General features: G+C 74.2%; 21 protein-coding genes. 7 read left to right on the top strand and 14 right to left on the bottom strand.

The genetic code is table 11. From position 1 onward, the window contains the following. Positions 1–3: 3 nt before the first annotated feature. Genes VGI02_RS24200 through VGI02_RS24225 form a run of 6 tightly spaced genes read right to left on the bottom strand, consistent with a single transcriptional unit; the run spans position 4 to position 7,452 of the window. The gene (locus VGI02_RS24200) at positions 4–885 is read right to left on the bottom strand and encodes a polysaccharide deacetylase family protein (RefSeq protein ID WP_331631699.1); all 882 of its coding nucleotides are present in this window, start codon (positions 883–885) and stop codon (positions 4–6) included. Beyond that, a complete protein-coding gene (locus tag VGI02_RS24205) occupies positions 882–2,426 on the bottom strand; it encodes a hypothetical protein (RefSeq protein WP_331631701.1) in 1,545 nt (514 codons plus the stop codon). The genes VGI02_RS24200 and VGI02_RS24205 overlap by 4 nt, the downstream gene beginning before the upstream one ends. Further along, positions 2,423–3,955, bottom strand: coding sequence for a hypothetical protein (locus tag VGI02_RS24210; RefSeq protein WP_331631703.1), 1,533 nt, complete (start codon positions 3,953–3,955; stop codon positions 2,423–2,425). Before VGI02_RS24210 ends, VGI02_RS24205 begins: the two co-directional genes overlap by 4 nt. Then, complete coding sequence (locus tag VGI02_RS24215; RefSeq protein ID WP_331631705.1) at positions 3,955–5,634, bottom strand: lipid II flippase MurJ; 1,680 nt, start codon at positions 5,632–5,634, stop codon at positions 3,955–3,957. The genes VGI02_RS24210 and VGI02_RS24215 overlap by 1 nt, the downstream gene beginning before the upstream one ends. Beyond that, positions 5,631–6,314, bottom strand: a complete 684-nt coding sequence (locus VGI02_RS24220; RefSeq protein WP_331631707.1) for a sugar transferase — start codon at positions 6,312–6,314, stop codon at positions 5,631–5,633. The genes VGI02_RS24215 and VGI02_RS24220 overlap by 4 nt, the downstream gene beginning before the upstream one ends. Continuing rightward, positions 6,304–7,452: a DegT/DnrJ/EryC1/StrS family aminotransferase gene (locus tag VGI02_RS24225; RefSeq protein WP_331631709.1), complete on the bottom strand. Its 1,149-nt coding sequence runs from the start codon at positions 7,450–7,452 to the stop codon at positions 6,304–6,306. The genes VGI02_RS24220 and VGI02_RS24225 overlap by 11 nt, the downstream gene beginning before the upstream one ends. A gap of 197 nt (positions 7,453–7,649) precedes the next feature. Here VGI02_RS24225 and VGI02_RS24230 point away from each other — a divergent pair, with 197 nt between their 5' ends. Further along, the gene (locus tag VGI02_RS24230; RefSeq protein WP_331631711.1) at positions 7,650–8,696 is read left to right on the top strand and encodes a Gfo/Idh/MocA family protein; all 1,047 of its coding nucleotides are present in this window, start codon (positions 7,650–7,652) and stop codon (positions 8,694–8,696) included. Between the two features lie 16 nt (positions 8,697–8,712). Here VGI02_RS24230 and VGI02_RS24235 read toward each other — a convergent pair whose 3' ends face one another. Next, positions 8,713–9,585 (bottom strand): CBS domain-containing protein, encoded by an 873-nt coding sequence (locus tag VGI02_RS24235; protein ID WP_331631713.1) that lies wholly within the window; start codon positions 9,583–9,585, stop codon positions 8,713–8,715. An 81-nt stretch (positions 9,586–9,666) separates the two neighbouring features. Continuing rightward, positions 9,667–10,551: an SDR family oxidoreductase gene (locus tag VGI02_RS24240; RefSeq protein ID WP_331631715.1), complete on the bottom strand. Its 885-nt coding sequence runs from the start codon at positions 10,549–10,551 to the stop codon at positions 9,667–9,669. A 173-nt stretch (positions 10,552–10,724) separates the two neighbouring features. On the opposite strand from VGI02_RS24240, the gene VGI02_RS24245 reads away from it, so the two are divergent. The 3 genes from VGI02_RS24245 to VGI02_RS24255 are packed head-to-tail and all read left to right on the top strand — an operon-like array spanning position 10,725 to position 14,394. After that, positions 10,725–11,264 (top strand): (2Fe-2S)-binding protein, encoded by a 540-nt coding sequence (locus tag VGI02_RS24245; RefSeq protein WP_331631717.1) that lies wholly within the window; start codon positions 10,725–10,727, stop codon positions 11,262–11,264. After that, the gene (locus VGI02_RS24250) at positions 11,261–12,310 is read left to right on the top strand and encodes an FAD binding domain-containing protein (RefSeq protein ID WP_331631719.1); all 1,050 of its coding nucleotides are present in this window, start codon (positions 11,261–11,263) and stop codon (positions 12,308–12,310) included. The genes VGI02_RS24245 and VGI02_RS24250 overlap by 4 nt, the downstream gene beginning before the upstream one ends. A 20-nt stretch (positions 12,311–12,330) precedes the next feature. Next, positions 12,331–14,394 carry a xanthine dehydrogenase family protein molybdopterin-binding subunit gene (locus VGI02_RS24255; protein WP_331631739.1) on the top strand — a complete coding sequence of 688 codons (2,064 nt, stop codon included), beginning with the start codon at positions 12,331–12,333 and terminating at the stop codon, positions 14,392–14,394. A gap of 15 nt (positions 14,395–14,409) precedes the next feature. On the opposite strand, the gene VGI02_RS24260 is transcribed toward VGI02_RS24255, so the two are convergent. Then, positions 14,410–15,291 carry a 2-dehydropantoate 2-reductase gene (locus VGI02_RS24260; RefSeq protein WP_331631721.1) on the bottom strand — a complete coding sequence of 294 codons (882 nt, stop codon included), beginning with the start codon at positions 15,289–15,291 and terminating at the stop codon, positions 14,410–14,412. A 35-nt stretch (positions 15,292–15,326) separates the two neighbouring features. Between VGI02_RS24260 and VGI02_RS24265 the strand changes: the two genes are divergently transcribed. Further along, positions 15,327–16,157 (top strand): maleylpyruvate isomerase family mycothiol-dependent enzyme, encoded by an 831-nt coding sequence (locus tag VGI02_RS24265; protein ID WP_331631723.1) that lies wholly within the window; start codon positions 15,327–15,329, stop codon positions 16,155–16,157. A 28-nt stretch (positions 16,158–16,185) separates the two neighbouring features. Here VGI02_RS24265 and VGI02_RS24270 read toward each other — a convergent pair whose 3' ends face one another. The 5 genes from VGI02_RS24270 to VGI02_RS24290 all read right to left on the bottom strand — a co-directional run bounded on the left by VGI02_RS24270 (position 16,186) and on the right by VGI02_RS24290 (position 20,740). After that, entirely contained in the window at positions 16,186–16,965 is a 780-nt protein-coding gene (locus VGI02_RS24270) for a bestrophin-like domain (protein ID WP_331631725.1), read from the bottom strand. Positions 16,966–16,988: 23 nt separating this feature from the next. Next, positions 16,989–17,627 (bottom strand): hypothetical protein, encoded by a 639-nt coding sequence (locus VGI02_RS24275; RefSeq protein ID WP_331631727.1) that lies wholly within the window; start codon positions 17,625–17,627, stop codon positions 16,989–16,991. Between the two features lie 104 nt (positions 17,628–17,731). Further along, a complete protein-coding gene (locus tag VGI02_RS24280; protein ID WP_331631729.1) occupies positions 17,732–19,336 on the bottom strand; it encodes a hypothetical protein in 1,605 nt (534 codons plus the stop codon). An 82-nt stretch (positions 19,337–19,418) separates the two neighbouring features. Beyond that, positions 19,419–19,940 carry a hypothetical protein gene (locus tag VGI02_RS24285; RefSeq protein WP_331631731.1) on the bottom strand — a complete coding sequence of 174 codons (522 nt, stop codon included), beginning with the start codon at positions 19,938–19,940 and terminating at the stop codon, positions 19,419–19,421. Positions 19,941–20,137: 197 nt separating this feature from the next. Next, on the bottom strand, positions 20,138–20,740 hold the full coding sequence (locus tag VGI02_RS24290) for a hypothetical protein (protein ID WP_331631733.1): 603 nt from the start codon (positions 20,738–20,740) through the stop codon (positions 20,138–20,140). A 239-nt stretch (positions 20,741–20,979) separates the two neighbouring features. Between VGI02_RS24290 and VGI02_RS24295 the strand changes: the two genes are divergently transcribed. Further along, complete coding sequence (locus VGI02_RS24295) at positions 20,980–22,059, top strand: PrsW family glutamic-type intramembrane protease (protein WP_331631735.1); 1,080 nt, start codon at positions 20,980–20,982, stop codon at positions 22,057–22,059. Between the two features lie 188 nt (positions 22,060–22,247). Next, complete coding sequence (locus VGI02_RS24300) at positions 22,248–22,769, top strand: DUF4190 domain-containing protein (protein WP_331631737.1); 522 nt, start codon at positions 22,248–22,250, stop codon at positions 22,767–22,769. Positions 22,770–22,977 lie beyond the last annotated feature (208 nt).

Here is a 22,977-nt window from a genome sequence, read left to right on the forward strand (position 1 = left end):
CCCTCAGTCCGCGGCCGTCGCGGCGCTGACCGGCGCGACGACCGTGCCGGCCGGGGCGTCGTTGGCCAGCCAGTCGACGAAGCTCGAGAACACGCCGACCTCGACGGGCCCCTCGCTGTTCATGCACGTCTGGTAGTCCGGGTCGGAGGGCTGGCAGACGAGGTGGAACACGATCTGCACCCATCCGCCGCCATGGGCGGCCGCGGCCCGCACCGCCGCCTGCATGTACTCCAGCGTCAACGGGCCGGTCGTCGGCGTGGCGAGCGCGTCCGTGGCGTACGGATCGACCGGGGGAATCCGCTCGGCGTACTCCGGGCCGGTCACCGAGACGTCCCCGGCCGAGCGGCCCGTGCGGTAGCCGCAGTCCTTGACGGCCTGCTCGGAGCTCGGGTCGAACACGCCGGTCGGGTAGGCGAAGCTCACCGGGTTGAAGCCCTCGGCGACCAGCCGGTTGCGGTCGTCGCAGACCTCGCTGCGCTGCTGGGCCGCGGGAAGCGTCGGGAGCACGAGGTGGTCACGGGTGTGCCCGCCGATGTCATTGCCGTCGGAGGCCAGCCCGTGGATCTGGTCCCACGTCATCGTCGACCCGTCGGGATGATCGACGAAGCCGCTGATGATGTAGAACGTCGCCTGCATCCCGTGGTCGGACAGGATCGGGCGGACCAGGTACTGCGGCCGGCTGCCGTCGTCGAAGGTCAGCGACACGACCGTGCGCGGGGCGGGCGGACCCGGGGGCACCCGGGGCACCGCGGCCGCCGGGGACACCGGGGACACCGGTGGCGCCGGTGGCGTGGCCACCGAGCAGCCGGCGAGGAGCACCAGCAGCGCTGCGCCCGCCGCGACGACGGCGGACCGCGCTCCCCGGCGGCGGGCGTTCGCCCTCATGCCGGAGGCACCGGGCGGGCGCCCGCGCCGTTGGCCTCGTGCTGGCCGCGCGACGGTTCCGACGGCTCGCGGGGACCGACCACGGTCGTGGGCACGACGCGCGACGACCCGGAGGCGGCCGCGGGCTGCTGCCCGGCGCGGGTCGACGACGCCGGATCGGTGTCCTCGGCCCAGGCTCCCCACCCGTCGTGGCCCGTCTGCCCGGTGCGGGCGCCGCGCCGCGCGCGGCGGACGCTGTCGACGGTCAGCACGGCGCCGGCCACGGGGAGGCCGAGCTCCCGGCACTCCCGGACGAACTCCTCGACGTCGGTCCGCGTGGTGGCCCGCGCGACGGCGACGGCCACGATGGTGTCGGCGCCCTGCGCCACGCTCAGGCCGTTGGCGGTGACGAGCATCGGGTCGGCGGCGACGACGACGAGGTCGGCCTCGGTGGCCAGTTGCGCCGTGAGCCTGCTCCACTCCCGCCGCCCGATCCGCTCCGGCGGGCGGAGGCCCACCGACACCGTCCGCAGGTGGGGGTGGGAGGTGGTCTTCAGGGCGGTCTCCACGTCGATGCGCCCGGCCAGCAGGTCGAGCAGGCCGGGCTCCGGCGTCGATCCGGTGGGTGAGCCGGTGTCGGCGTTCACCAGCACCACGCGGTCCCCGGAGGCGGCCAGCGCGGACGCGAGAGCGGAGGCCGCCGCGGGCGCCTCGAGGGTGTCCTCCTCGGCGAGCGCGGTCACCACGATCACCGGCGCCCCCCGCCCGGTGGGTTCGCCCACGGTGCTGTGGAGCTTCGCGGCGAGCGCCCCGAACGCCCGCGAACGCTCCTCGGCGTCGGAACCGCGACCGGCACCCGCCCCGCGGGCGGGGACCACCCCGAGAACCCGCAGACCCCGCGCCTCGATGTCGCCCTCGACCCGGACCCGGGTGTCGAGGCGGTCGCGCAGGGCGGCGACGACGAAGCCGAGCACGAGCCCGACGATCAGGCCCGCGAGCAGGTTCAGCGCCAGGTTCGGCGTGGTGGGTGACAGCGGCGGGGCTGCCGGGCTGATCACCCGCCCGCGCTCGGGCAGGGTCGCGATCGGCTGCGTGTCCTTGTACGCGACGTAGCTCTCCGCCACCGCCTGCGCGCAGCGGGCGGAGAAGCCGGCGTCGCTCGTCGCGCAGGTGATCTCCAGGGTCTCGGTCTGGGCCGGGACCGTCACGGAGATCGCGTCGAGCAGGTCGGGCACGGTCCAACCCAGCTTGCGCGCCGCCCCTGAGGTGACGAGGTCGGAGAGCGCCAGGCTGCGCTCGGTACCCATGTTCGGGGTCTGCGGTGTGACGTTGGGGGTCACCACCGGGAGGACCACGACGTCGGCGGTGGCCTCGTAGGTCGGGGTCTGGATCAGGGAGAACACCGCCGCGGCCAGCACGACGAGCAGGGTGGTCCCCGCGACCCACCGGGCCCGCCTCCGGAAGAGGCTGCTCCGGGCCGGTGGCGCGGTCGGGGGTGAGGCCGGCGGCGGGTTGGTCGGCGGCGTGGTCGGCGGCATGGTCGGCGGCTCGGTCATGGTCATGGCTCGACCTCGGTGCTCGAGACGGAGGGGTCGGGTCGGCCCCCGGGACAGTCGTGGCCGGCCGCTCCCGCGCCGCTCCCCAGAGAGGCCATGACGGCCAGGAGGACGAAGAGCATGTCGGCGGATCCGCGATAGGTGATGTGCGGGTCGAACAGCATCAGGACGGCGACGACGATCACGGCGACGTAGACCGCGGTCGCCGTGATCCCGACGGCGCCGGGTCGGCGCGCGAGGGCGAGGCTCTGCCGGGCGGTGACGATCACGAAGAGCACGAAGGCCGCGAACAGCGGCACCCCGCCACCCCAGAACAGCCAGGTGTAGCCGCTCTCGATCCAGATCCAGGGCAGCGCGAGGGTGTCGGGGCTCGGCACGCGGGCGCTCGGCTGCACCCCGAGCAGGAAGTTGTCGTGGGCGAGCAGGCGCGGCCAGAAGTAGCCGCGCAGGTTGTCCAGGCGGCCGACCCAGCTGTCGGGGAGGCCGGAGGCGCCCTGGAAGCCGATCAGCCGGGTCGCCACCACGGGCGCGAGGGCGGCGCAGGCGCCCAGGCCCACGACGCCGATGGCGATCGGGATGTCGGCGCGCCGGAACACGATGCCGAGGGCCACGATCGCCACGATCAGCCCGAGCACGGTCGAGAACTGCCCCGACGAGACGATGCCGGCGACGAACAGCACCGCCAGCGGCGCGATGATCAGGGGCCGGAAGCCGTAGCGGCGCCAGAAGCCCGCGGCGAGCGCCAGGTTGAAGATCATGAGGTCGCCGGTGGCGGCGGCGAGACCGAGGGTGGCGCTGCCCCGGCTGGCCGAGAGCACCGAGGTGTCCCCGAACGGCGCGTAGAGCGTCTGGAGCAGCGTGTCGATGCCGAAGAGCTGCACCGACTGCAGGATCGCGACGACCGCCACGACCGCGCCCGCGATCATGCTCACCCAGAGGGTCCGCATCGCGTGGGACTCGGTGCGCACCGCGTACCGGACCACGGCGTAGAGGCCGAGGAACTTCCACAGCACGGCGGCGTAGGACAGGTCGTCCGCGGAGATCGGCTGATGGCGCACCGCCATCCACAGCAGCGGGACGACCGAGTTGCAGAAGGCCATGAGCACCAGGGAGGCGGCGACGAGCCCGAGCCGCGGCCGGAGCCGGACGCCGCCGGTGCGCAGCTCCCAGGCCGCGCGGACGATCAGCGCCCCGGCGCAGAGCACCAGGAGGACCTCGTTCGGCCGCAGCAGCGGCACCACGCGCCCGCGGTCGATCCCGACGATCAGCGGCGTCAGGCCGACGAGCAGGTAGGCGGCCAGCGGCGGGTGCACCGCGATGGCGATCCCGAGCGCCAGCACCGCGGTGACCAGCAGCGCGATCAGCGGCGAGGCCGCCGTGCCCACCCCGGCGGCCAGGCAGGCCAGCACGGCGGCGGCGAGCAGCAGGGCGTCGCGACGCGAGAGCGGGAACCGCCCGGCGCCCCGGGAGGTCGGGAGCGGGGGGCTCGCCGGCGGGCCCGCCATCGGCGGCGTGGTCATCGTGGAGGTCGTCATCACGCACCGCCTTCGGCGCCGAACGCGGGTGTCGGACGGCGCAGGACGGCGCCGACCAGCCACGACGCCTCGGGGGCGCGCAGCAGCCGGGCGACCCCGAGGTAGCACGCACCGGCGACCACGCAGGCCCCGACCGCTCCCCCGAGCGCGGCGAGGTGGCCCTCGGTGTGCGCGAGCAACCGTGCGGCCACGACCAGGGGGACGGCCATCGCCGCCGCGGCGGCGACCGACCGGAGCAGGGCGGGTCCGAGCCGTTCCGCGGTGGCGGGCTGTCCGCGGCCGAGGATGAGCACGCAGTGCACCGCTGCCGCCACCGCCGCGACCGAGACCCCCAGGCCCGCGACCGCGACGACGGCCGGCCCCTCGACGGTGACAGCGGCGCCGAGCGCGACGAGGCAGACGAGGGTCTTGAGCACCATCGAGCGCAGCGGGGAGCGGGTGTCGTCGCGCGAGTAGCAGGAGTAGGTGGCCACCAGGTAGACGGTCTGGCCGACCACGCCGGGGGCCAGCACGACCAGGGCGGTAGCCACCAGCAGCTCGCCGCCGTTGTCGGCCATCTGCCCGAACGAGCTCGCCGCGGCCAGCACCGGCGCGAGGACGGCGAGGACGACCGCGGCCGGCACGCTGAGGAACACCGCGAAGCGCAGCCCGCGGACCGCGGTGTCCCGGAACAACGCCGGGGCGCCCGCCCGGTGCAGGCGCGAGAGCCGCGGCAGCAGCGACAGCGCGACCGGGGTGGCACCCAGCGCGATGGGCAGGAAGAAGAAGTTCGCCGCGAGCTGGTAGGCGACCACACCGCCGGCGACCCGGTTCACCACCACGAGCACGGCCACGAGCTGCAGGGCGTCCAGGGCGGCCTGCGCGAGCGCGGGCACCGAGCGGCGGCCCAGGGCCCGGACCTCGACGTCGCGCCAGCCCGCGCGGGGGCGCATCGAGACGCCCACCCGCCACGCCCCGAACCACTGGGTCGCGGCGTGGAGCAGGACCGCGACCGTGCTGCCGAGACCCAGCAGGAGCAGCTCCGCCGTCGGGATGTCGAGCGAGCCGGTCGCCGGGAACAGCGCACCGCACGCGAGCAGGACGGCGATGCAGCCGAGGTTCTCCACCGCGGGCGCGGCCGCGCCGAGGGCGAACCGGCGGTGGGCGTTCATCACCGCCAGCGAGCACGCCACGACGGCGTAGAGCGCGACCTGCGGGAGCAGCATGAGCAGGAACCACCGCGCGAGCACGGCCTGCTGCCCGGCGACCGTCGCGGCCGGGGAACCGAGCGTGCCCAGCTCGATCAGCCACGGCGCGACCAGCAGGGCGAGCGGCACCACCGCGACCACGCCGACCAGGGCCAGACCCAGCGCGCCGCCGGCAAGGCGCTCGCAGGCCCCCCGGTCGCGGGCGTCGATGTGCCCCACCAGCGCGGGCACGAGCAGCGACGAGACCAGGGAACCGGCGAGCAGCCCGTAGTAGATGATGTTGGGCAGCATGTTGGTCGCCTGGTAGGTGTTGCCCAGGAACGTCGGGCCGAGCACCGCCGCCGTCACGGCCACCCGGACGAACCCGGTGACGCGGCTGACCAGGGTCCACGACGCCACCACCACGGAGTCGCCGACGGCGCCCGTGGGCCGTGCGAGCTCGGGGTCGGGGGCGTCGGCGGGCACGGGCCGTGCGCCCAGCTCGCCGGTCACCGAGCCCGGCCCTGCGGCAGGAGCAGCACGCCGACGGTCCGGACCAGGATGCGGAGGTCCAGCAGCAGCCCACCGGTCCGCACGTACTGGACGTCCAGCTCGAGCGCCTGGGCCATCGTCAGCGCGCTGCGTCCCCCGGCCTGCCACAGCCCGGTCAGGCCCGCGGGCACGGCGAACCGCACGTGGTGCTCCGGGTGCAGGAGCTCGAACTCCCACGGGAGCATGGGTCGCGGGCCGACCAGGGACATCTGGCCGCGGAGGATGTTGAACAGCTGGGGCAGCTCGTCGAGGCTGGTGCGGCGCAGCACCCGCCCCAGCCGGGTCACCCGCGGGTCCGCGCCGAGCTTGTAGATGCCGTCGCCCTCGGCCGAGAGCTCGCCGTCCCGCAGCAACCTCGTGACGTAGCGCCGGTGCAGTTCGTCGCTGCAGCCGAGGGTCATGGTGCGGAACTTCAGGATGCGGAACCGGCGCCCGTACTGGCCCAGGCGGGTCTGCCGGAACAACGCGGGCCCGGGCGAGGTGGCGCGGACGAGCACCGCGATGACGAGCATCAGCGGCGAGAGCACGACGATGCCGAGGCCGACGACGACGACGTCGAGGGTCCGCTGCGCGACCCGACGCGCGCGGGGGCGCTCGACCCCTGCGGCGAGGGGCCTCGCCCGGCCGACGTCATCGAGCACCGTCGCCCCTCCCCCGGTCCCAGCCCGCGACCGCGCCGCACACGGCGGCCACCTGGTCGTCGGTCATGTGCGGGAACAGCGGCAGCGACACGATCCGCGCCGCCGCGGCCTCGGCCACGGGGAGCGGGCCGTCGGCGAAGCGCGTGAACGCGGCCTGGAGGTGGCACGGGACCGGGTAGTGGACCGCGGTGGCGATACCGCGCTGCGCGAGGAACGCCCGCAGCCCGTCCCGGTCATCGGTCATGGCGACCGCGAGGTGGTGGACCGGCGCGGCGCGGGAGTCGACGCGGACCAGCCGCACCGCGCCCGTGCCCGGAGCGGCCTCCCGGTACCGGTCCGCGATCGCGCGCCGGGCGCCGGTCCACCCGTCGAGCCGGGCGAGCTTGGCGGACAGGACGGCGGCCTGCAGGGTGTCCATCCGGCTGTTGGTCCCGACGAGGTCGTGTCGCTCGTGGTGCCCGCCGGCACGGCCGTGGTTGCGCAGCGACCGCAGGGTGTCGGCCAGCCGCGGGTCGGTGGTGACGACGGCCCCGGCGTCGCCGAAGGCCCCGAGGTTCTTGCCCGGGTAGAAGGAGAAGCACCCGAGCCGCCCCATCGAGCCGGCCCGCCTGCCGGCCCAGGTGGCGCCGTGGGCCTGGGCGGCGTCCTCGATCACGGGCAGCCCGGCCCGGGCGGCGACGGCGTCGAGGGCGTCCATGTCGGCGGTCTGGCCGTAGAGGTGCACCACGATCACGGCGGCGGTGCGCGGGGTGATCGCCGCGGCGAGCCCGTCGGCGGTCAGGAGCAGCGTGCCGGGGTCGACGTCGGCGAACCGCGGGCGCGCGCCCGCCAGCACCACCGCCTCGGCCGTCGCGACGAAGGTGTTGGCGGGCACGACGACCTCGTCGCCCCCGCCGATGCCGAGCGCCCGCAGCGCCAGGACCAGGGCGTCGGTCCCGTTCGCCACGCCGACCGCCTCGGTCGTCCCGCAGTAGCGCGCCCACTCGCCCTCGAACCGCTCGACCGGCGCCCCGCCCACGAAGTCGCTCTCGGTGAGCAGCTCCTTCCAGGCCGCGTCGACGTCGTCGCGCACGTCGCGGGTCATGGCGCCGAGGTCGGTGAACGGCACCGCGGGTGCCGCCGGTGCGGGTCGGCTCATCCTGGAGTCCTCCTCGGCGCCGGCGGTCGCTCGACCCCCGGACACCGATCACGGTGCTCCCGGTATCGGTCCGCGGCGTCGCCCTCGCGACGTACGCCGCCTACGTCGGATACACGTCCAGCTACGCCGTTCCTCGCTCCACGCTGGGGCGGTCGGGCGTCGCCTCACGCGCAGCGCACGGCCGGAGGGGGGAAGGCATGATCGACACGCGGCCCGTGACGGTGGCGGTCGTCGGCTACGGGTACTGGGGGTCCAAGCACGTCCGGGTGCTGAGCGGGCGGCACGACGTGTCGGTCGTCGTCGTCGACGAGTCCGAGGAGCGGCGGGAGGCCGCCGCCACCCACCACCGCGGGATCGGGACCGCGTCGTGCCTGGCGGACGCTCTCGACGTCGTGGACGCGGTGATCCTGGCGACGCCCCCGACGACGCACGCGAAGCTCGCGCTGACCGCGCTGCACGCGCGCAAGCACGTGCTGGTGGAGAAGCCGCTCGCGACCTCCGCGGCCGACGCGGAGAATCTCGTCGCCCAGGCGGCGGAGAGCGGCGTGACCCTGATGACCGGGCACACCTTCGAGTACAACTCGGCGGTCGCGAAGCTCAAGGAGGTGGTGAGCTCGGGGACGCTCGGCCGCATCCTCTACATCGACGCCGCCCGGCTGAGCCTCGGGCGCTACCAGCCCGACGTCGACGTGGTGTGGGACCTCGCCCCGCACGACATCTCGATCCTCTCGCACCTGCTCGACGAGCTCCCGTCGGCGGTCTCGGTGTGGAAGCAGCGCAACATCGGCGACCGCTTCGCCGACGTGGCCTACCTGCGGATGTACTTCGAGCGCGCGGCCACCCACGCCGTCGTCCACGTCAGCTGGCTCGACCCGTGCAAGGTGCGCCGGGTGACGGTGGTCGGCGACCAGCGCATGGCGGTCTACAACGACCTGTCCGACAACGAACGGGTGCGCATCTACGACAGCGGCGTCGACATCCGCGGCTTCGACTCCGAGGGGACGGCGCGCACGATGCCGGTGACCTACCGGTCGGGGGACATCGTCTCGCCGTACCTGTACTTCCAGGAGCCGCTCCAGGTCCAGGACGACCACTTCGTGGACTGCGTGCGCACCGGAGCCCGGCCGCGGACCCCCGGTGAGCGGGGACTCGACATCGTCCGGGTGCTCGAAGCCGCCGACGCGGCCAGTGCCAGCGGCGGTGTCGAGCCGGTGCGGGGCCTGGTGGGAGTCCCTCCCGGGTGACCGGACGGCGTCGCCGCTAGGTCTCCGGCGACGGCGACGGCGACGGCGACGGCGATGGCGACGGCGGCGGCGATGGCGACGGCGGCGACTCGGCGCGCAGCAGGTCGCCGCGGCTGACCATGCCGACCACGCGCCCGTCGTCGTCGAGCACCGGGAGCACCCGGAAGCGATGGTTGATCATCGCCCGCGCCACCTTGACGATCGGGACGTCGTGCCGGACCGCCGTCGCGCCGGTCGTCATGGCGTCCCCGACCCGCGTCGGCGGTGGGCCGCGGCGCCCGGAGAGCCGGTCGGGCATGAGGTCGGCCTCGCTGACGACGCCGAGCAGCCGGTCGTCGTCGTCGAGGACCGGCAGGGCGGTGAGCCGGTTCGCCGAGAGCCAGGTGGCCGCGGTCCCGACCGGGGTGGACGGGGTCGCGACGACGAGGTCGGCGACCGGGGTCATCACCTCGCCCGCGGTGGTCCCGACGCGGGACTCGTCGGGCGGGGGCACGTCGGGGTCGTCCTGGTCCGTGCCCAGCAGCCGGTCGAGGAACGAGCGGTCGTCGGACGGGCGCAGCAGGTCGCCGCGGGTCACGATCCCGACGAGCAGGCCGCGCTCGACGATCGGCATCACCCGCTTCTCGCCGTAGTGGCGCAGGCGGTGGGAGAGGACCGTCAGCGGGGAGTCGGGGCCCATCGTCATCGGCTCGCGGGTCATGATGTCGCCCACCGGCGCGCCTGCCCGGCCGTCGACCTCGGCGCGCAGCACGTCGAGCGTCGTGACGATCCCGACCAGCCGGTGCCCGCCGTCGACCACGGGCAGGGCGCTGAACCGGTTGCCGGTCAGCAGGACGCGGGCGTCCTCGAGCGGCGCGCGCGGGGACACCGTGACGACGCCGCGCGTCATCACACTGCTCGCCCGCGCCACCACCCTGAGAACACTAGGTCCCGGTCAGCGGATCTGCTCGCTCCGGCGCCGGGGATCCGTTCACATCCTGGCGACCCGGACCGCGTCGACCAGGGACGTCGGGGCGCGCCCGAGCAGGTTCGTCAGCGCCGGGCTGTCGGTCTGCAGTTCACCGCGGGCGGCGGAGAGGTCGAGCGAGGCGACGAACTCCGCGGTGGAGCGATCCATGCCGACCCCGACGAGGAGGTCGGTGTACTCGTCGCCGGAGAGATCGCGGTAGGTCACGGTCGTCCCGGTGACCTCGGTGATCGTCGCGGCGAGCTCGGCCAGGGTGAACGCCGGGCCGCCGAGCTCCCAGTAGCCCTGCTGGTCGACGATGTCCCCGCTGAGCAGTGCGACGGCGGCCTCGGCGTAGTCGGCCCGCGTCGCGGCGGACACGCGGCCCTGGCCGGCCGCGCCGACGATCTCCCCGCTCGCGAGGTACTCCTCCAGGCGGGCGGTGTAGTTCTCGGTGTACCAGCCGTTGCGGGCCACGGCGAAGGGCAGCCCCGATCCCTGCAGCAGGTCCTCGGTCGCGGCGTGCTCCGGCGCGAGGGCCAGCTCGGTCTCGTCGGCGTGGATCACGCTGGTGTAGACGACGAAGCCGACGTCGGCGGCGTTCGCGGCGTCGATCACCGCGGAGTGCTGGCGCACCCGGTCGCCGGGCGTCGGGCTGGACACCAGCAGCAGGCGTTCGATGCCCTCGAGGGCCGGGCCGAGCGTCTCGGGGCGGTCGTAGTCGGCTTCACGCACGCCGACGCCGAGGTCGGCCAGGTCCTTGGCCATCCCGGGATCGCGGACGAGGGCGAACACGTTGCCGGCCGGGACGCCGCGGCGGAGCAGGGCGTCGACCGCGAGCCGGCCCAGGTGACCGGTCGCGCCGGTGACGGCGAAGGACGGGGCGGGCATGACGGGGGTCTCGCTCATGGTCGTCAGGGTGCCCGCGAAGGACCGCGTCCATGTGAGCGGAATTCGTCGCCGGAGCGCCCGGATCCGCTCACCCGCGCAGCCTGGGACCAGCGGTCCCATGCTCCCCACCCGGCGTCGTGCCACGGTGGGTCGAGGAGCCGCATCGGTTCCGTCAGCGGACGGGAGCGGACGTGACCACCACCATCCCCATCGGCCTCACCGTCGACGGCCACCACCACGACCTCGACGTCGACCCCCGCACCACCGTGCTCGACGCGCTGCGCGAACAGCTCGGCAACACCAGCCCCAAGAAGGGCTGTGACCACGGCCAGTGCGGCGCCTGCACCGTGCTCCTCGACGGGCGCCGGGTGCTCTCCTGCCTGACGCTCGCCGTCGCGAAGGACGGCGCCGAGATCACGACCGCCGCCGGGCTCGCTCCGGACGGCGAGCTCCACCCGGTCGCGGAGGCGTTCCTCGAGAACGACGCCTACCAGTGCGGCTACTGCACGCCGGGGCAGGTGTGCTCCGCGGTCGGTGTGCTCGCGGAGGCCGCGCAGGGCAGCCCGAGCGCGGTCACCGACGACCTCACCGGCCCGACCGTGCTCGACCGTTCCGAGATCGCCGAGCGCATGAGCGGCAACCTCTGCCGCTGCGCCGCGTACACGAACATCGTCAGCGCCGTCGAGGACGCGGCGCAGCGGGGCTCGACCCTCGAGGAGACCGCCCGATGAAACCGTTCACCTACACCCGTCCCGACGACGCCGGGGCCGCGGTCGCCGCCGTCGGCGCCGATCCCGGCGCCACGTTCCTCGCGGGCGGCACCAACCTCCTCGACCACCTCAAGCTCGGGGTCGCCGGCCCGAGCGCCCTGGTGGACGTGGCGCGCGCGACGAGCACCGACATCGTCGAGCGCGACGACGGCGGGCTGGTCATCGGGGCCGGGGCGCTCAACGCCGACGTCGCCGCGCACCCGGTGGTCCGCCGCGACCACCCGGTCCTCGCGCAGGCCCTGCTCGACGGCGCGTCCGGGCAGCTGCGCAACATGGCGACCACCGGCGGCAACCTGCTCCAGCGGACCCGCTGCGCGTACTTCGCCGACCCCACGACGCCGTGCACCAAGCGCGATCTCACCCAGCCCTGCTCCGCCCGCGGGGGCTGGGCCCGCTACCACGCGATCCTGGGCGCCGGGTCGTCGACGGGTGGGGCCTCGTGCATCGCGACGCACCCGTCGGACATGGCGGTCGCGCTCGTCGCCCTCGACGCGACCGTGCAGGTGCTGGGGCCCGGCCATGAGGGGGTCGGGCAGAGCACTCGCAGCGTCCCGGTCGCCGAGCTGCACCGGCTGCCCGGCGACGACCCCACCCGCGACACCGTCCTGCGCCACGGCGACCTCATCACCGCGGTGGAGCTGCCGCCCTCGCCGATCGCGCGGAACTCGGCCTACCGCAAGGTCCGCGACCGCGCCTCGTACGCGTTCGCGCTGGTCTCGGTGGCTGCCGCGCTCGAGGTGCGCGACGGCGTCGTCGCCGACGTGCGGTTGGCGCTCGGCGGCGTCGCGCACAAGCCGTGGCGGGCCACCCGCGCCGAGGCCGCGCTGCGCGGCGCCCCCGCCACCGACGAGTCCTTCCGCGCCGCCGCGCGGGCCGAGCTCGTCGACGCCGAGCCGGTCGAGACCCCGCTCGGCGGGAACGCGTTCAAGCTCGACCTGGTCGTCGGCGCCGTCACCGACACCCTGCGCCGCCTCGGGAAGGCCCGCCCCACGAAGGAGACCGCGTGACCGTCCTCGACGCCCGGAGCATGGGCACCTCGGTCCGTCGGGTCGAGGGCCCGGACAAGGTGACCGGCACCGCCCGGTACGCCGCCGAGGCGGCCGTCGACACCCCGCTGCACCTGCACCCCGTCCAGGCCACGATCGCCCGCGGGCGGATCGCCGCGATCGACACGACGGCGGCGCGGGCGCTGCCCGGCGTCGTCGGGGTCGTCACCCCCGACGACGCGCCGCAGCTCGCCGACATCGGCGACCCCGAGACCGTCGTGCTGCAGGACCGCGAGATCCACCACCGCGGCCAGTACGTCGCGGCCGTGCTCGCCGAGACCCCGGAGATCGCCCGCGAGGCCGCGGGCCTCGTCGTCGTCACCTACGACGAGGCCGTGCAGGTCACGGAGTTCCACGAGGACTCCCCCGATCGGCACCCGGCGGCGCAGCTCGCGAACTTCCAGCCGCCCGCGAGCGGGATCGGCGACCCGGACGGCGCGCTCGACGCCGCCGCGGTGACCGTGCGCGCCACGTACACCACGCCGGTGCAGCACCACAGCCCGATGGAGCCGCACGCGACGATCGCGTGCTGGGAGGGCGACCACGTCGTGCTCCACGAGTCCTCGCAGGGCGTCGGCGGCACCCGGGCGTCGGTCGCCGCGCTCTTCGGTCTCGACGAGGACGCCGTCGAGGTCGCGTCCCCGCACGTCGGTGGCGGCTTCGGCACCAAGGGGTTCCTGCACGCCGGGACGGTGCTGACCGTGCTCGCGGCGCGCACCGTGCCGGGCCGGGCGGTCAAGCGCGCGCTGTCGCGCCGCGAGATGTTCGAGACCGTGGGGCACCGGCCGGCGACGATCCAGCACCTGGCGCTGGGGGCGTCGACCGACGGGCGGCTGGACGCGCTGACCCACGACGTCGTCGAGTCCACCGCGCGGGTCAAGGAGTTCGGCGAGCCCACCGCCACCGGCACCCGCGGCATGTACGCGGCGCCGCACCGGCGCACGTCGCACCAGGTGGTGCCGCTCGACGTCGACCCGCCCACCTACATGCGCGCCCCCGGCGAGGCGCCGGGCAGCTTCGGGCTCGAGTGCGCGATGGACGAGCTCGCCGTGGCGTTGGGCATCGACCCGATCGAGCTGCGGATCCGCAACGAGCCCGCGGTGCACCCGGAGTCCGGCCTGCCGTTCTCGTCGCGCGGGCTCATCGCGTGCCTGCGACAGGGGGCGGAGCGGTTCGGGTGGTCGTCGCGTCCGGCCGCCCCGCGCGCGCAACTGGTCGACGGCTGGTGGCACGGCACCGGGGTCGCCGCGGCGATGTTCCCGACGATCCGCTTCCCCGGTTCGACGGCCGTGATCCGGTTCGCCCGGGGCCGCTACGAGGTGGAGATCGGCGCGGCGGACATCGGTCAGGGCGCCCGGACGGTGCTCACCCAGATCGCCGCGGACGCGCTCGGGGTGCCCGAGGACCGGATCGCCGTGGCGATCGGTGACACCGACCTGCCGCCGGGGTCCGGGGCGGGCGGATCGTCGGGCACGGCGTCGTGGGGCTCGACGATCGCGGAGGCCGCCGACCGCTTCCGCGACAAGTGGGGCGACGACCCCGAGGACGGCGCCGAGGCCGACGCGGCGACCCCGGACAACCCGTGGGCGGGCGAGCTGGCGATGGCCGCCTACGGGGCGCAGTTCGCCGAGGTCGCGGTGCACGCCGACACCGGCGAGATTCGGGTGCCGCGGATGCTCGGGATGTTCGCGGCGGGCCGGATCCTCAACCCGACGCTGGCGCGCTCGCAGTTCCTCGGCGGGATGGTGTGGGGACTCTCGATGGCCCTGCACGAGCAGAGCGTCGTCGACTCGCGGTTCGGCCACGTGATCAACCACGACTTCGCCGGCTACCACGTCGCCTCGCAGGCCGACGTGCGCGAGATGGCGGCGGAATGGATCGACGAGGAGGACCCGTACGTCAACCCGATGGGCGCGAAAGGGATCGGCGAGATCGGGATCGTCGGGGCGGCCGCGGCGATCGCGAACGCCGTGCACCACGCGACCGGCGTGCGGGTGCGGTCGCTGCCGATGGACTTCGTCCAGGTGAACGGATCTGGTCGCTAGGGAGACCAGTTCCGTTCACATGCTGCGGAGCAGCGCCAGCATCGCGGCGTTCAGGGGCGTCGGGACGCCGTGCCGCTGCCCCGCGCCCACCACCGCGCCGGTGAGGTACTCGTGCTCGGTCGGCCGTCCGGCGAGTCGGTCGTAGAGCATCGAGGTGCCGGTGCCTGCGGGCATCGTCGCGTAGTGGCGGCGCAGCGTCGTGACGTCGTCCTCGGTGAGGTCGGCGCCCTCGGCGCGCGCGACCGCGACGACCTCGCGGGAGAGGCCGAGGACGAGGTCCGCGGTGTGTCCCTCGGCGAGGACCTCGTTGCGGCGCATCGTCAGCGCGGTGATCGGGTTGGCGACGGCGTTGCTGATCAGCTTGCGCCACGCGTCGGTGCGGTAGTCCGCAGAGCCGACGACCTCGACGCCGTCGTCTCCCCCGGCCACCAGCCCGACGAGCCCCTCGACCCACGGCCCGTCCGGGACGGTGAGCCGCCCGTAGCCGTGGTGGAGGATCCGGCCCGGTTCCACCGCCTCGGCACCGAGCACGACGACGGCGGGGATCGCGGTCGCGTCCGGGTGGACGAGGCCCTCGACGCGACGGTCCTGGTCCACGCCGTTCTGGGCGACCACGACGACGGTCCCGGGCCCGGTGGCGGCCTTCAGCCAGCCGGCCGCGGAGGCGGTGTCCTGGGCCTTCGTCGTCAGGATCACCCAGTCCGCCGGGGCGGCGGTCGCCGGGTCGGTCAGGATGGCCGCGGGCACCGGGCGTTCCTCGCCGTCGGCGCCCGAGCGCACCCGCAGCACCTCGAACGGGGTGCGGACGGCGAGGGCCACGTCGTGCCCACGCTCGTGGGCCAGGGCGGCGAGCACGCCGCCGATCGCGCCGGGACCGATGACCACCACACTCGCCATGCCCTCGATCATGGACCGGCGGGCCGGTCCTCACCATGCGGCGGACACCTCGGAAGAACCGCGTCCGTGCGGGTGTTGCCCTCGGCGTGACGACCCTCACCGATCGATCCATCGCCGCGCTCCGTGCCCACCACGACAGGTTGACCGCGTGGGTGGGAGGACTGACGGACGAGCAACTGGCCGGCCCCAGCGGCGCCTCGGAGTGGACGATCGCGCAGGTGCTCTCCCACCTGGGTAGCGGGTCGGAGATCATGCTCGGTCCCGTGCGCGCGGCGGCGAACGGCACCGAGGTCGGCGCCGCCGACAACCAGGCCGTGTGGGACCGCTGGGACTCCGCCTCGCCACGGGCGCAGGCGGACGGCTTCGTCGAGCACGACGCCCGCCTGCTGGCCGTGCTGGAGGGCCTCTCGGACTCCCAGCGCACGTCGCTGCGCATCGACCTGGGGTTCCTGCCCGAGCCCGCGCCGTTGTCCGTCGCGCTCGGCATGCGCCTCAACGAGATCGCCCTGCACAGCTGGGACGCCCTGGTCGGCGTGGACCGCGACGCCGAGGTGGACGCCGACGCGGCGGCCGTGATGTTCGACCACTTCGCCGACGGGGTGGGCTTCCTGCTGGGTTTCGTCGCGAAGCCCGAACGGCTCGACCGGCCCGCCGTGGTCGCGATCGGGGCCCACTCGCTCGTCGTCGAGGGCGCCGCGAGCGTCCGGTCGGGCACCGAGGGCGCCACCGCCACCTTCACCGGGCCGCCCGGGGCGGCGCTGCGGTTGATCGGCGGGCGCCTCGACGCCGAGCACACGCCGCGGGGTGTGGAGATCACCGGGAACGTCTCGCTGGACGACGCGCGCGCCGTGTTCCCCGGTTATTGAGCCGCCTGCCTCCCTTTCTCCGGGCGACTCACCCCGGCGGGCTCCCGAAGTCGAGGAGGACGCGCTCGAACGGGCGCGGCGTGACGGCGACGTCGCCGACGAAGGGCTGGTCGATCGCCACGGCCACGAACAGCAGGACCCCGATGAGGACGGCGAGGCTCGCCGTCATGAGGGTCTGCAGCAGTGGACTGGTCATCGCGAAGATCATCGCGAAACCGATCGTCACGACCGCGCCGACCACGAGCGCTCCCCAGAGCACCCCAGGCAGGCCCTGTCCGACGTAGTCCAGCCGCGAGGACCGTTCGGTCACGAGGTCGTTGAAGCGCTCGGACTCGGCGCCGACGAACTCCGCGCGGGCGGGCGTGTCCGCCGGGAGCGACGCGAGATCGGCCGACATCCGGTCGAGCACCGCGGCCACCTGGGGCGATCCCGGCTCGCCCCGCGCCATCGCGGGCCACTCGATGTCGATGACGGTGCGCGCGTAGGTCACGACGTCGGCCCGGATCCGCTCGCGAGCGTCGCCGGGGAACGCCACCCCGGTCCGCTGGATCGTGCGCAGCGTGCTGGCCTCCTGGCCGACGGTGTCGGCGGCGCTCGTGAACTGCTCCCAGCTGACGATCACCACGAACGCGAGGAGCACCGCGTAGATGACGCCGACGATCGCGATGATGAAGCCCGCGACCTCGTTGTGGTCACCCTCGCGCAGCGCCGACCAGTACCGGCGCAGGATCCGCTGGATCCCGACGGCGACCGCGGGGACGCCGACGATCAGCACCAGACCGATCCACCACAACGGCCATGCGCTCATCGGCGGCTCCCCTCACCTCGACCTCAGTGACCGTAGGTCAGCAGCGCGCCCGTCGACGTCAATTCGTCGCGGCTGAACGGGACGGTGTCGGAGGCGTTGCCGTCGAGGCCGACGCGGTAGGAGTCGTCGCTCGCGGGCACGTCGGGGACGGTGAACGCGTACCGGCACGCGTCGGCCCACGGGGAGGCCGAGTGCCACTGGTCGACCGCCGTGCCGCTCGTCGGGAGGGTCGCGGAGCCGACGACGGCGCCGTCCGCACCGAAGATCGAGACCGAGTGTCCCGGCATCGTCGTCACCGAGCAGCCACCGCCCGGGGCGACCGGCCCCCGGCCGGCGACGACGAGCGAGCCCTGCACGGTCATCGTCCGGTGGGTCCCGGCGACGATGCCCACGACGGCCACCACGCCGACGACGGCGAGCACCATCCCGATCGTCAGAGCGATGAGGAGCCACCGGGGGCGGGTCGCCGGGAGCGTGTCGAGCCCGGCCGGGGGCGCGTCGCGGACCGCCCCGGCGGACACCGGCGCGGGCTCGTCGAGCCACCGAATCCCGCGCGGGGCGGGGATGTCGGGCGACCACGGGTCGGGCCGCTCCGGTTCGCGCGGGCGAGGGATCGCCGGCGTGGCGGTGTCCGTGCGGACCTCGGACTCCGTGCTGCTCATCTGGGCCTCCCCGACCGACGATCTGCGCCGAACGTGGATAACCCATGTGAGCGGACGTGGTCGTCCTGGCGGCCAGATTCACTCACACGGGCGAAGCCCGGACGTCACGTTCGGGTGTTGCGCAGGTGGCGTCCGAAGTAGGCGACGTGGACGGTGCGGGTGCGATCCACCCACGTGAAGTAGATCCGCGGTGCCATGCCGGCCGAAGAGATCTTGATGTGCGACTGCACCGCGAGGTCCTCCCCGTCGACCGGGAACGTCCGCGACTCGGGCCAGCGCTCCATCACGGTCTTCGACTCGCGCATCGCGAGCTTGCGGGGGTTCGCCGGCCAGGCCATCGGGTGGCGGGAGTTCCAGCACCACCCGAAGAAGTCGCCGTCGTACCCGTCGCGGGACCGGGCGCGGGAGTAGAACGCCAGCGCCCGCAGCGCCCGCCACGACTGCTCCCCCCACGCCGGGCCCGCCGCCTGCCGGTCGAGCAGCTCCAGGTCGACCCCGGCCTCCGTCGGGAACTCCAGGTAGGCGCCGAGATGCTTGCGGGCGAGGGCGGCCGCGTCGCTGCAGTCCCGCGCGTGCGACGGGGCGAGGTCGATGACCTCGAGCCCCTCCTCGCTGCGTTCTCCGCGCACGCGGGCGAGCTCGGCGGTGGCCACCGCGAGGCGGTCGCGCAGGTCGGTGACCTCATGCTGCAGGTCGCCGAACTCCTCGATCACCTCCTCCGCGGTCCGCCGCTCCGCGACGAGCTCCGACTCGAGGTCGGTGACGCGGGCCGACTCCCGGGCGACCTTCTCCACCATGCCGCCGGGGGTCCGGTCGTCGAGCCGCTCCGAAGCGCGGTCCCAGCTGTCCGGGGCGCGGCGCATGCTCGACACCGGGGCGAGCTGGTTGACCGCGATCCGCCCGGCGAGCGCAGGCCGGTCCCGGAAGCGCTCGGCGCGGATCTCGAGGTGCCGCGTGGTCGCGTCCCCCGCGGGGTCGAGGGCCGGGAGGTAGACCCGCATCGCGCCGCGGTGCACCCCGAACCCCTCGCCGAGGGCCCCGTCGAGCTCGTCGAGCCCGGCCGCGTCGACGACGGCGACCGTCGCGAGGCCCGCGACGTCCCGGGTCGTCCGCTGCACCGCCGCGTCGAACACCTGCACGGCCCGCTCGTCGGCCTCCGCCGCGAGCCCGCCGAAGACGACGACCGGGACGTCCCGGTCGGACAGGGTGAGCAGGCCTGCGAGGTCCTCGGCGCCGTCCTCGCCGTGGTAGCGCATCGTCCGCGGCAGCAACGACACCCCGCCGAGCGCGGCCGACGTCGTCGTGAGCAGGTCGGCGATGAATCCCGGCGGCTTCGCGAAGAGCGGTTCGGTGAGGTCCCGGGCGTCGGCGTCGACGTCGATCCACGTCCAGGCCTTCGCCCCCTCACCGGTGCAGCTGCCGCCCGACCAGGCCCGCACCGTCGTCGTCCACCGGCTCCCGTCGCGGTGGGACTCGACGAAGACCAGCCGGACCGCCTTGACGATCTTGGTGTCGCCGGGGTCGTCGTGGGCGTCGCGGCGCAGGACGAACCGGTACTGCTCGCTCGCCCGGGTGCGGGCGTCACCGGACGGGAGCGGACGGTGATGGCGCGCCGCGATGCCCTCGGCCCAGCCGACGACGGCACGGTCGGCGGCATCCACGGCGTCCGGGTCGTCGGAGGCCCAGATGCTGCGGTAGAGCGTCGCCATCCCCGTGCCACCTCCTCACCTCGTCCGCGCTGCCTCCCCGCAGCATGCCTGGTGACCGGGGTCGGGCGCTGCCCGCTGTTCGTCAGCCGTGGCCGTAGGGGAGGTCGATGTTCGCGGTCAGCAGCTGGTCGCGGTCGAACCCGACGCCCTCGCCGGGCCGGGTCCCGACCGCGACGCTGTACTGCTGCGAGGTGGCGGAGACGTCGGGGACGGTGATCTCGTAGCGGCAGGCGTCGGCGTAGCCGCCGGCGAAGGTCTGCCACCGGTCGGTGGCGGTGCCGCGCCCGGTGAGAGCAGTGGCGCCGACCGCGGTGCCGTCGTCGTCGAAGACCGTGACGGGGCGGCCGGCGAAGAGCGGCTGGGCGCATTCGGCGCCCGGGCGCTCGAACCCGCTCAGCCCGTAGATCGTCACGAAGCCGTGGACCGTCATCCGCGGGGTCGGGCGGGCGGCGGTCACGACGACCGCGACGGCGGCGAGCGCGAGCAGGAGCCCGACCACCAGCCAGGGTCGGATCGTGCCGAGCCGGGTCGCGCTGCTGGTGCGTGACCACGGGGAAGTGCTCCCCGGCGTGGTCTCGGTCGCCTCCGGCTGGACCTGCGTCATACCGGGTTCTCGGTGCTCGGGCGGGTGCCGTTAGCTGAGGTCCCACCTTCGGATGGCGAAGTGGGTGTCCTCGGCGCGGCAGCTTGCGGGGCGGGCTGGGCGGCGGACCCGGCGGCGGATCCGGTGGCGAGGGAGCCGGTGCGGGCTGAGCAGATCTTCGTCTCGCCGCGCAGTGACTCCCTGATCAGCTCGCGGGATCAGCCGTGGCCGTAGGTGATGTTCGCGCCCGAGGCCTCGAGCTGTTCCTTGCTGAAGCCCACGCTGTCCGAGACGTCGCTGCCGGCGGTCACGCGGTAGTAGTCGTCGGCGGCGGTGACGTCCGTCAGCGTGAAGGAGAACCGGCACGAGTCCGCGTAATTGGCGTACGAGGAGACGTTCCACTGGTTGACCGCGACGCCGTAGCCGGTGAGCGAGGTCGTGCCGACGAGGTCGCCGTTCGAGCCGAAGATCGAGATCGGCTTGCCCGTCATCGAGGTGTTCTGGCACGCCGCGCCCGACTGCGCCGCCGCTCCGTACACCGTCACCGACCCGTTGATGGTCATCTTCGAGGTCTGCCGCGCGACGCTCCCGATGATCGCCACGGCCACGACGGCCGCGACGACACCGAGGACGATCCACCCCCAGCGCATGCCCGAGCGCCCCGGCGGAGCGGCCTGCGGTGCTGCCCACCCGTAGCCCGACCAGCCGAGACCGGCCGGCGGGACCGGCATGGTCGGTCGCGCCGGACCGTCGGCCCAGTGCACGCCACGCGGGGCAGGCGTCCACGGCGCGGTGCGGGATTCCGGGTGGGTCTGGGTCATGGGTCTGCTCCCCCGAGGGCGTCCACGCGGCCGCGTCGGCACGGTCCGTCGGCGGGCATCTCGCCCGCGTGCGGGCCGGCGTTACGCCGGTGTCGCTCGTTCGGGTGCGAGCGCCCGGAACGCTCCGATCAGCGGTAACGCCGTGTTCGCGGGAGCGATGAGGGGATCGAGCTCGCGGGGGCCGCTCTCCCGTGACCGGCGCGCCGGAGACGCTCACGACCTCCGCCCCGGAGCCGACGATGACCATTCCCCCGGCCGAACGCCTGCCCGACCTCGCGGTCCTGTTCCCGTTCCGCGCCTGGCTCCGCCACCCCGCGCTGCGGGCGTGGACGACGTGGTTGTTCGTCGCGCTCGTCGCCGTCCCGCCGGCTGCGCTCGTGGTGTTCGGCGACGCCGCCGGGCACGTGGGGCCCGCCATCATGTTCGCGACGTACTTCGCGGCAGCGTGGTTTCTCGTCCTCTGGGTCGTCGTCCGCCCGCAGAACGTGAGCGGAGCGATGCTCGCCCAGGTCGTCGGCCTGGCGCTGCTCCTGGAAGGCCCGATCGCGTCGGGAATGGAGGCACTGTTCAGCGACGACTTCGACAACCTCGCCGCGAGCATCCTCGGCGCGGGGATCCCCGAGGAGTTCGCGAAGATGCTCCCGGTGGCCATCCTCGTGCTGGCGTATCGCCGCCGCGGACTCGCACCGCGGGACATGCTCTTCCTCGGCGCCGTGAGCGGTCTCGTGTTCGGTGCCGTCGAGGCGGTCATCTACGTGACCATCTACATGCCGATCCTCGGTGACCTGGGAACGGGCGGCGCGATCACCACGGTGTGGCGATTCGTCACCGATCCCGTGGGCCACGCCCTGTGGGCCGGCGTGGCCGGCTACTTCCTCGGCCTTGCCTCGCACTACCGGACGGCGGGCCCATGGTTCGCCCTGGCCGGCATCGGACTCGGTGTCCCCGCCCTGCTGCACGGACTCAACGACTGGACGCCGGTCACCGGCACCGTGCTCTGGGTCGTACTCCAGGTCGTCAGCGCGCTGCTGTTCCTGGCTTACGCGCGGATCGGGCTCGTCGCCGCCCCGCCCGTGCCGCGCCCGGCTCCGCTCGCGCTTCCGCAGTCGTGGGGTCCGCCGGCCGCCGCGATGTCCGTCCTCGTGCCGACCGCATCGCCCGCATCGCCCGCACCGACCGCATCGCCCGCACCGACCGCCACGCCTGCACGACCCGCGGCGCCCGCAGCGCGCGTCCCGGCGGCCCGTACCTCCGGCCGCCATGCCGCCGCCGACGAGCCGATGACGGCTCCGATCGCGCTCGGCATGATGATGCGCTGACTCGGCGGCAGACGGGCCGTGTACGCGACTACAACGACAGGGAGTGAGAGAGTCTGCGACTCCACTCCTATTTATTAGCCCATCAGGGTGAATGCTCTGGCTACAATGTAACCGACCGTGACTTGATACTGCCCACACGGTCGCCCGGCGCCGCGGCGGTCCGCACCCACGTCCCGTGAGGACCTCCGATGACCCAGCAGATGCCTCCCGCGTCCCCCGAGCAGCCGATGCAGCCGACCCAGCAGCCGTACGGCGCGGCCCCGCAGGCTCCTGCTCCCGCCCGCGGCACCAACACGATGGCGATCCTCGCGATCGTCTTCGCGTTCGTGTTCTCGCCGCTCGGCATCGTCTTCGGCATCATCGGGCGCAAGCAGACCGCCAGGACCGGCGAGGGCGGCCGCGGGCTCGCGACCGCCGGCCTGGTCCTGAGCATCGTGTTCGTGGTGATCTCCATCGCGACGCTCGTCGGCATCTTCGCCCTGGCCGCGAGCTTCAGCAACGCGGTCGACAACGGCGAGGTCGCGGCCCAGATCACCGCCCAGTCCGGCGGTCGCGTGACCGACGTGAACTGCCCCGGCTCGCTCCCGGCCCAGGTCCGCGCTCAGATGACCTGCTCGGGCACGATCGACGGTGCGCCCGGCCAGCTGGTGGCCACCGTGACGTCGGTCGACGGCGGCACCGTCGCGTTCGACTTCACCCAGGCCGGCTGACCCCGACGGCGGGTGCGGAGCGGTCGCGGCCGCGCGCACCCGCCGTCGTCGACCCGGGTCCGCCCTGAGAGCGCCGGATCCGGCCCGGTGCGACGATCCGGTGCTGCAGGTGGATCGGGCGAGGCGAGGGAGCAGCCATGCGGGCGTACGGGTTCACGACGGTCGGCGGACCCGATCACGAGGCCTTCCTGGACGTGCCGACGCCGGA

Source organism: Actinomycetospora sp. (assembly GCF_036497245.1).
Taxonomy (GTDB): Bacteria; Actinomycetota; Actinomycetes; order Mycobacteriales; family Pseudonocardiaceae; genus Actinomycetospora.

Excerpts from the sequence above, each read along its gene's own strand:
- VGI02_RS24200 (WP_331631699.1), bottom strand. The coding sequence starts at position 885 with ATGAGGGCGAACGCCCGCCGCCGGGGAGCGCGGTCCGCCGTCGTCGCG.
- VGI02_RS24205 (WP_331631701.1), bottom strand. The coding sequence starts at position 2,426 with ATGACCATGACCGAGCCGCCGACCATGCCGCCGACCACGCCGCCGACC.
- VGI02_RS24210 (WP_331631703.1), bottom strand. The coding sequence starts at position 3,955 with ATGACGACCTCCACGATGACCACGCCGCCGATGGCGGGCCCGCCGGCG.
- VGI02_RS24225 (WP_331631709.1), bottom strand. The coding sequence starts at position 7,452 with ATGAGCCGACCCGCACCGGCGGCACCCGCGGTGCCGTTCACCGACCTC.
- VGI02_RS24230 (WP_331631711.1), top strand. The coding sequence starts at position 7,650 with ATGATCGACACGCGGCCCGTGACGGTGGCGGTCGTCGGCTACGGGTAC.
- VGI02_RS24235 (WP_331631713.1), bottom strand. The coding sequence starts at position 9,585 with ATGACGCGCGGCGTCGTCACGGTGTCCCCGCGCGCGCCGCTCGAGGAC.
- VGI02_RS24240 (WP_331631715.1), bottom strand. The coding sequence starts at position 10,551 with ATGAGCGAGACCCCCGTCATGCCCGCCCCGTCCTTCGCCGTCACCGGC.
- VGI02_RS24250 (WP_331631719.1), top strand. The coding sequence starts at position 11,261 with ATGAAACCGTTCACCTACACCCGTCCCGACGACGCCGGGGCCGCGGTC.
- VGI02_RS24255 (WP_331631739.1), top strand. The coding sequence starts at position 12,331 with ATGGGCACCTCGGTCCGTCGGGTCGAGGGCCCGGACAAGGTGACCGGC.
- VGI02_RS24260 (WP_331631721.1), bottom strand. The coding sequence starts at position 15,291 with ATGGCGAGTGTGGTGGTCATCGGTCCCGGCGCGATCGGCGGCGTGCTC.
- VGI02_RS24265 (WP_331631723.1), top strand. The coding sequence starts at position 15,327 with ATGCGGCGGACACCTCGGAAGAACCGCGTCCGTGCGGGTGTTGCCCTC.
- VGI02_RS24270 (WP_331631725.1), bottom strand. The coding sequence starts at position 16,965 with ATGAGCGCATGGCCGTTGTGGTGGATCGGTCTGGTGCTGATCGTCGGC.
- VGI02_RS24275 (WP_331631727.1), bottom strand. The coding sequence starts at position 17,627 with ATGAGCAGCACGGAGTCCGAGGTCCGCACGGACACCGCCACGCCGGCG.
- VGI02_RS24280 (WP_331631729.1), bottom strand. The coding sequence starts at position 19,336 with ATGGCGACGCTCTACCGCAGCATCTGGGCCTCCGACGACCCGGACGCC.
- VGI02_RS24285 (WP_331631731.1), bottom strand. The coding sequence starts at position 19,940 with ATGACGCAGGTCCAGCCGGAGGCGACCGAGACCACGCCGGGGAGCACT.
- VGI02_RS24290 (WP_331631733.1), bottom strand. The coding sequence starts at position 20,740 with ATGACCCAGACCCACCCGGAATCCCGCACCGCGCCGTGGACGCCTGCC.
- VGI02_RS24295 (WP_331631735.1), top strand. The coding sequence starts at position 20,980 with ATGACCATTCCCCCGGCCGAACGCCTGCCCGACCTCGCGGTCCTGTTC.
- VGI02_RS24300 (WP_331631737.1), top strand. The coding sequence starts at position 22,248 with ATGACCCAGCAGATGCCTCCCGCGTCCCCCGAGCAGCCGATGCAGCCG.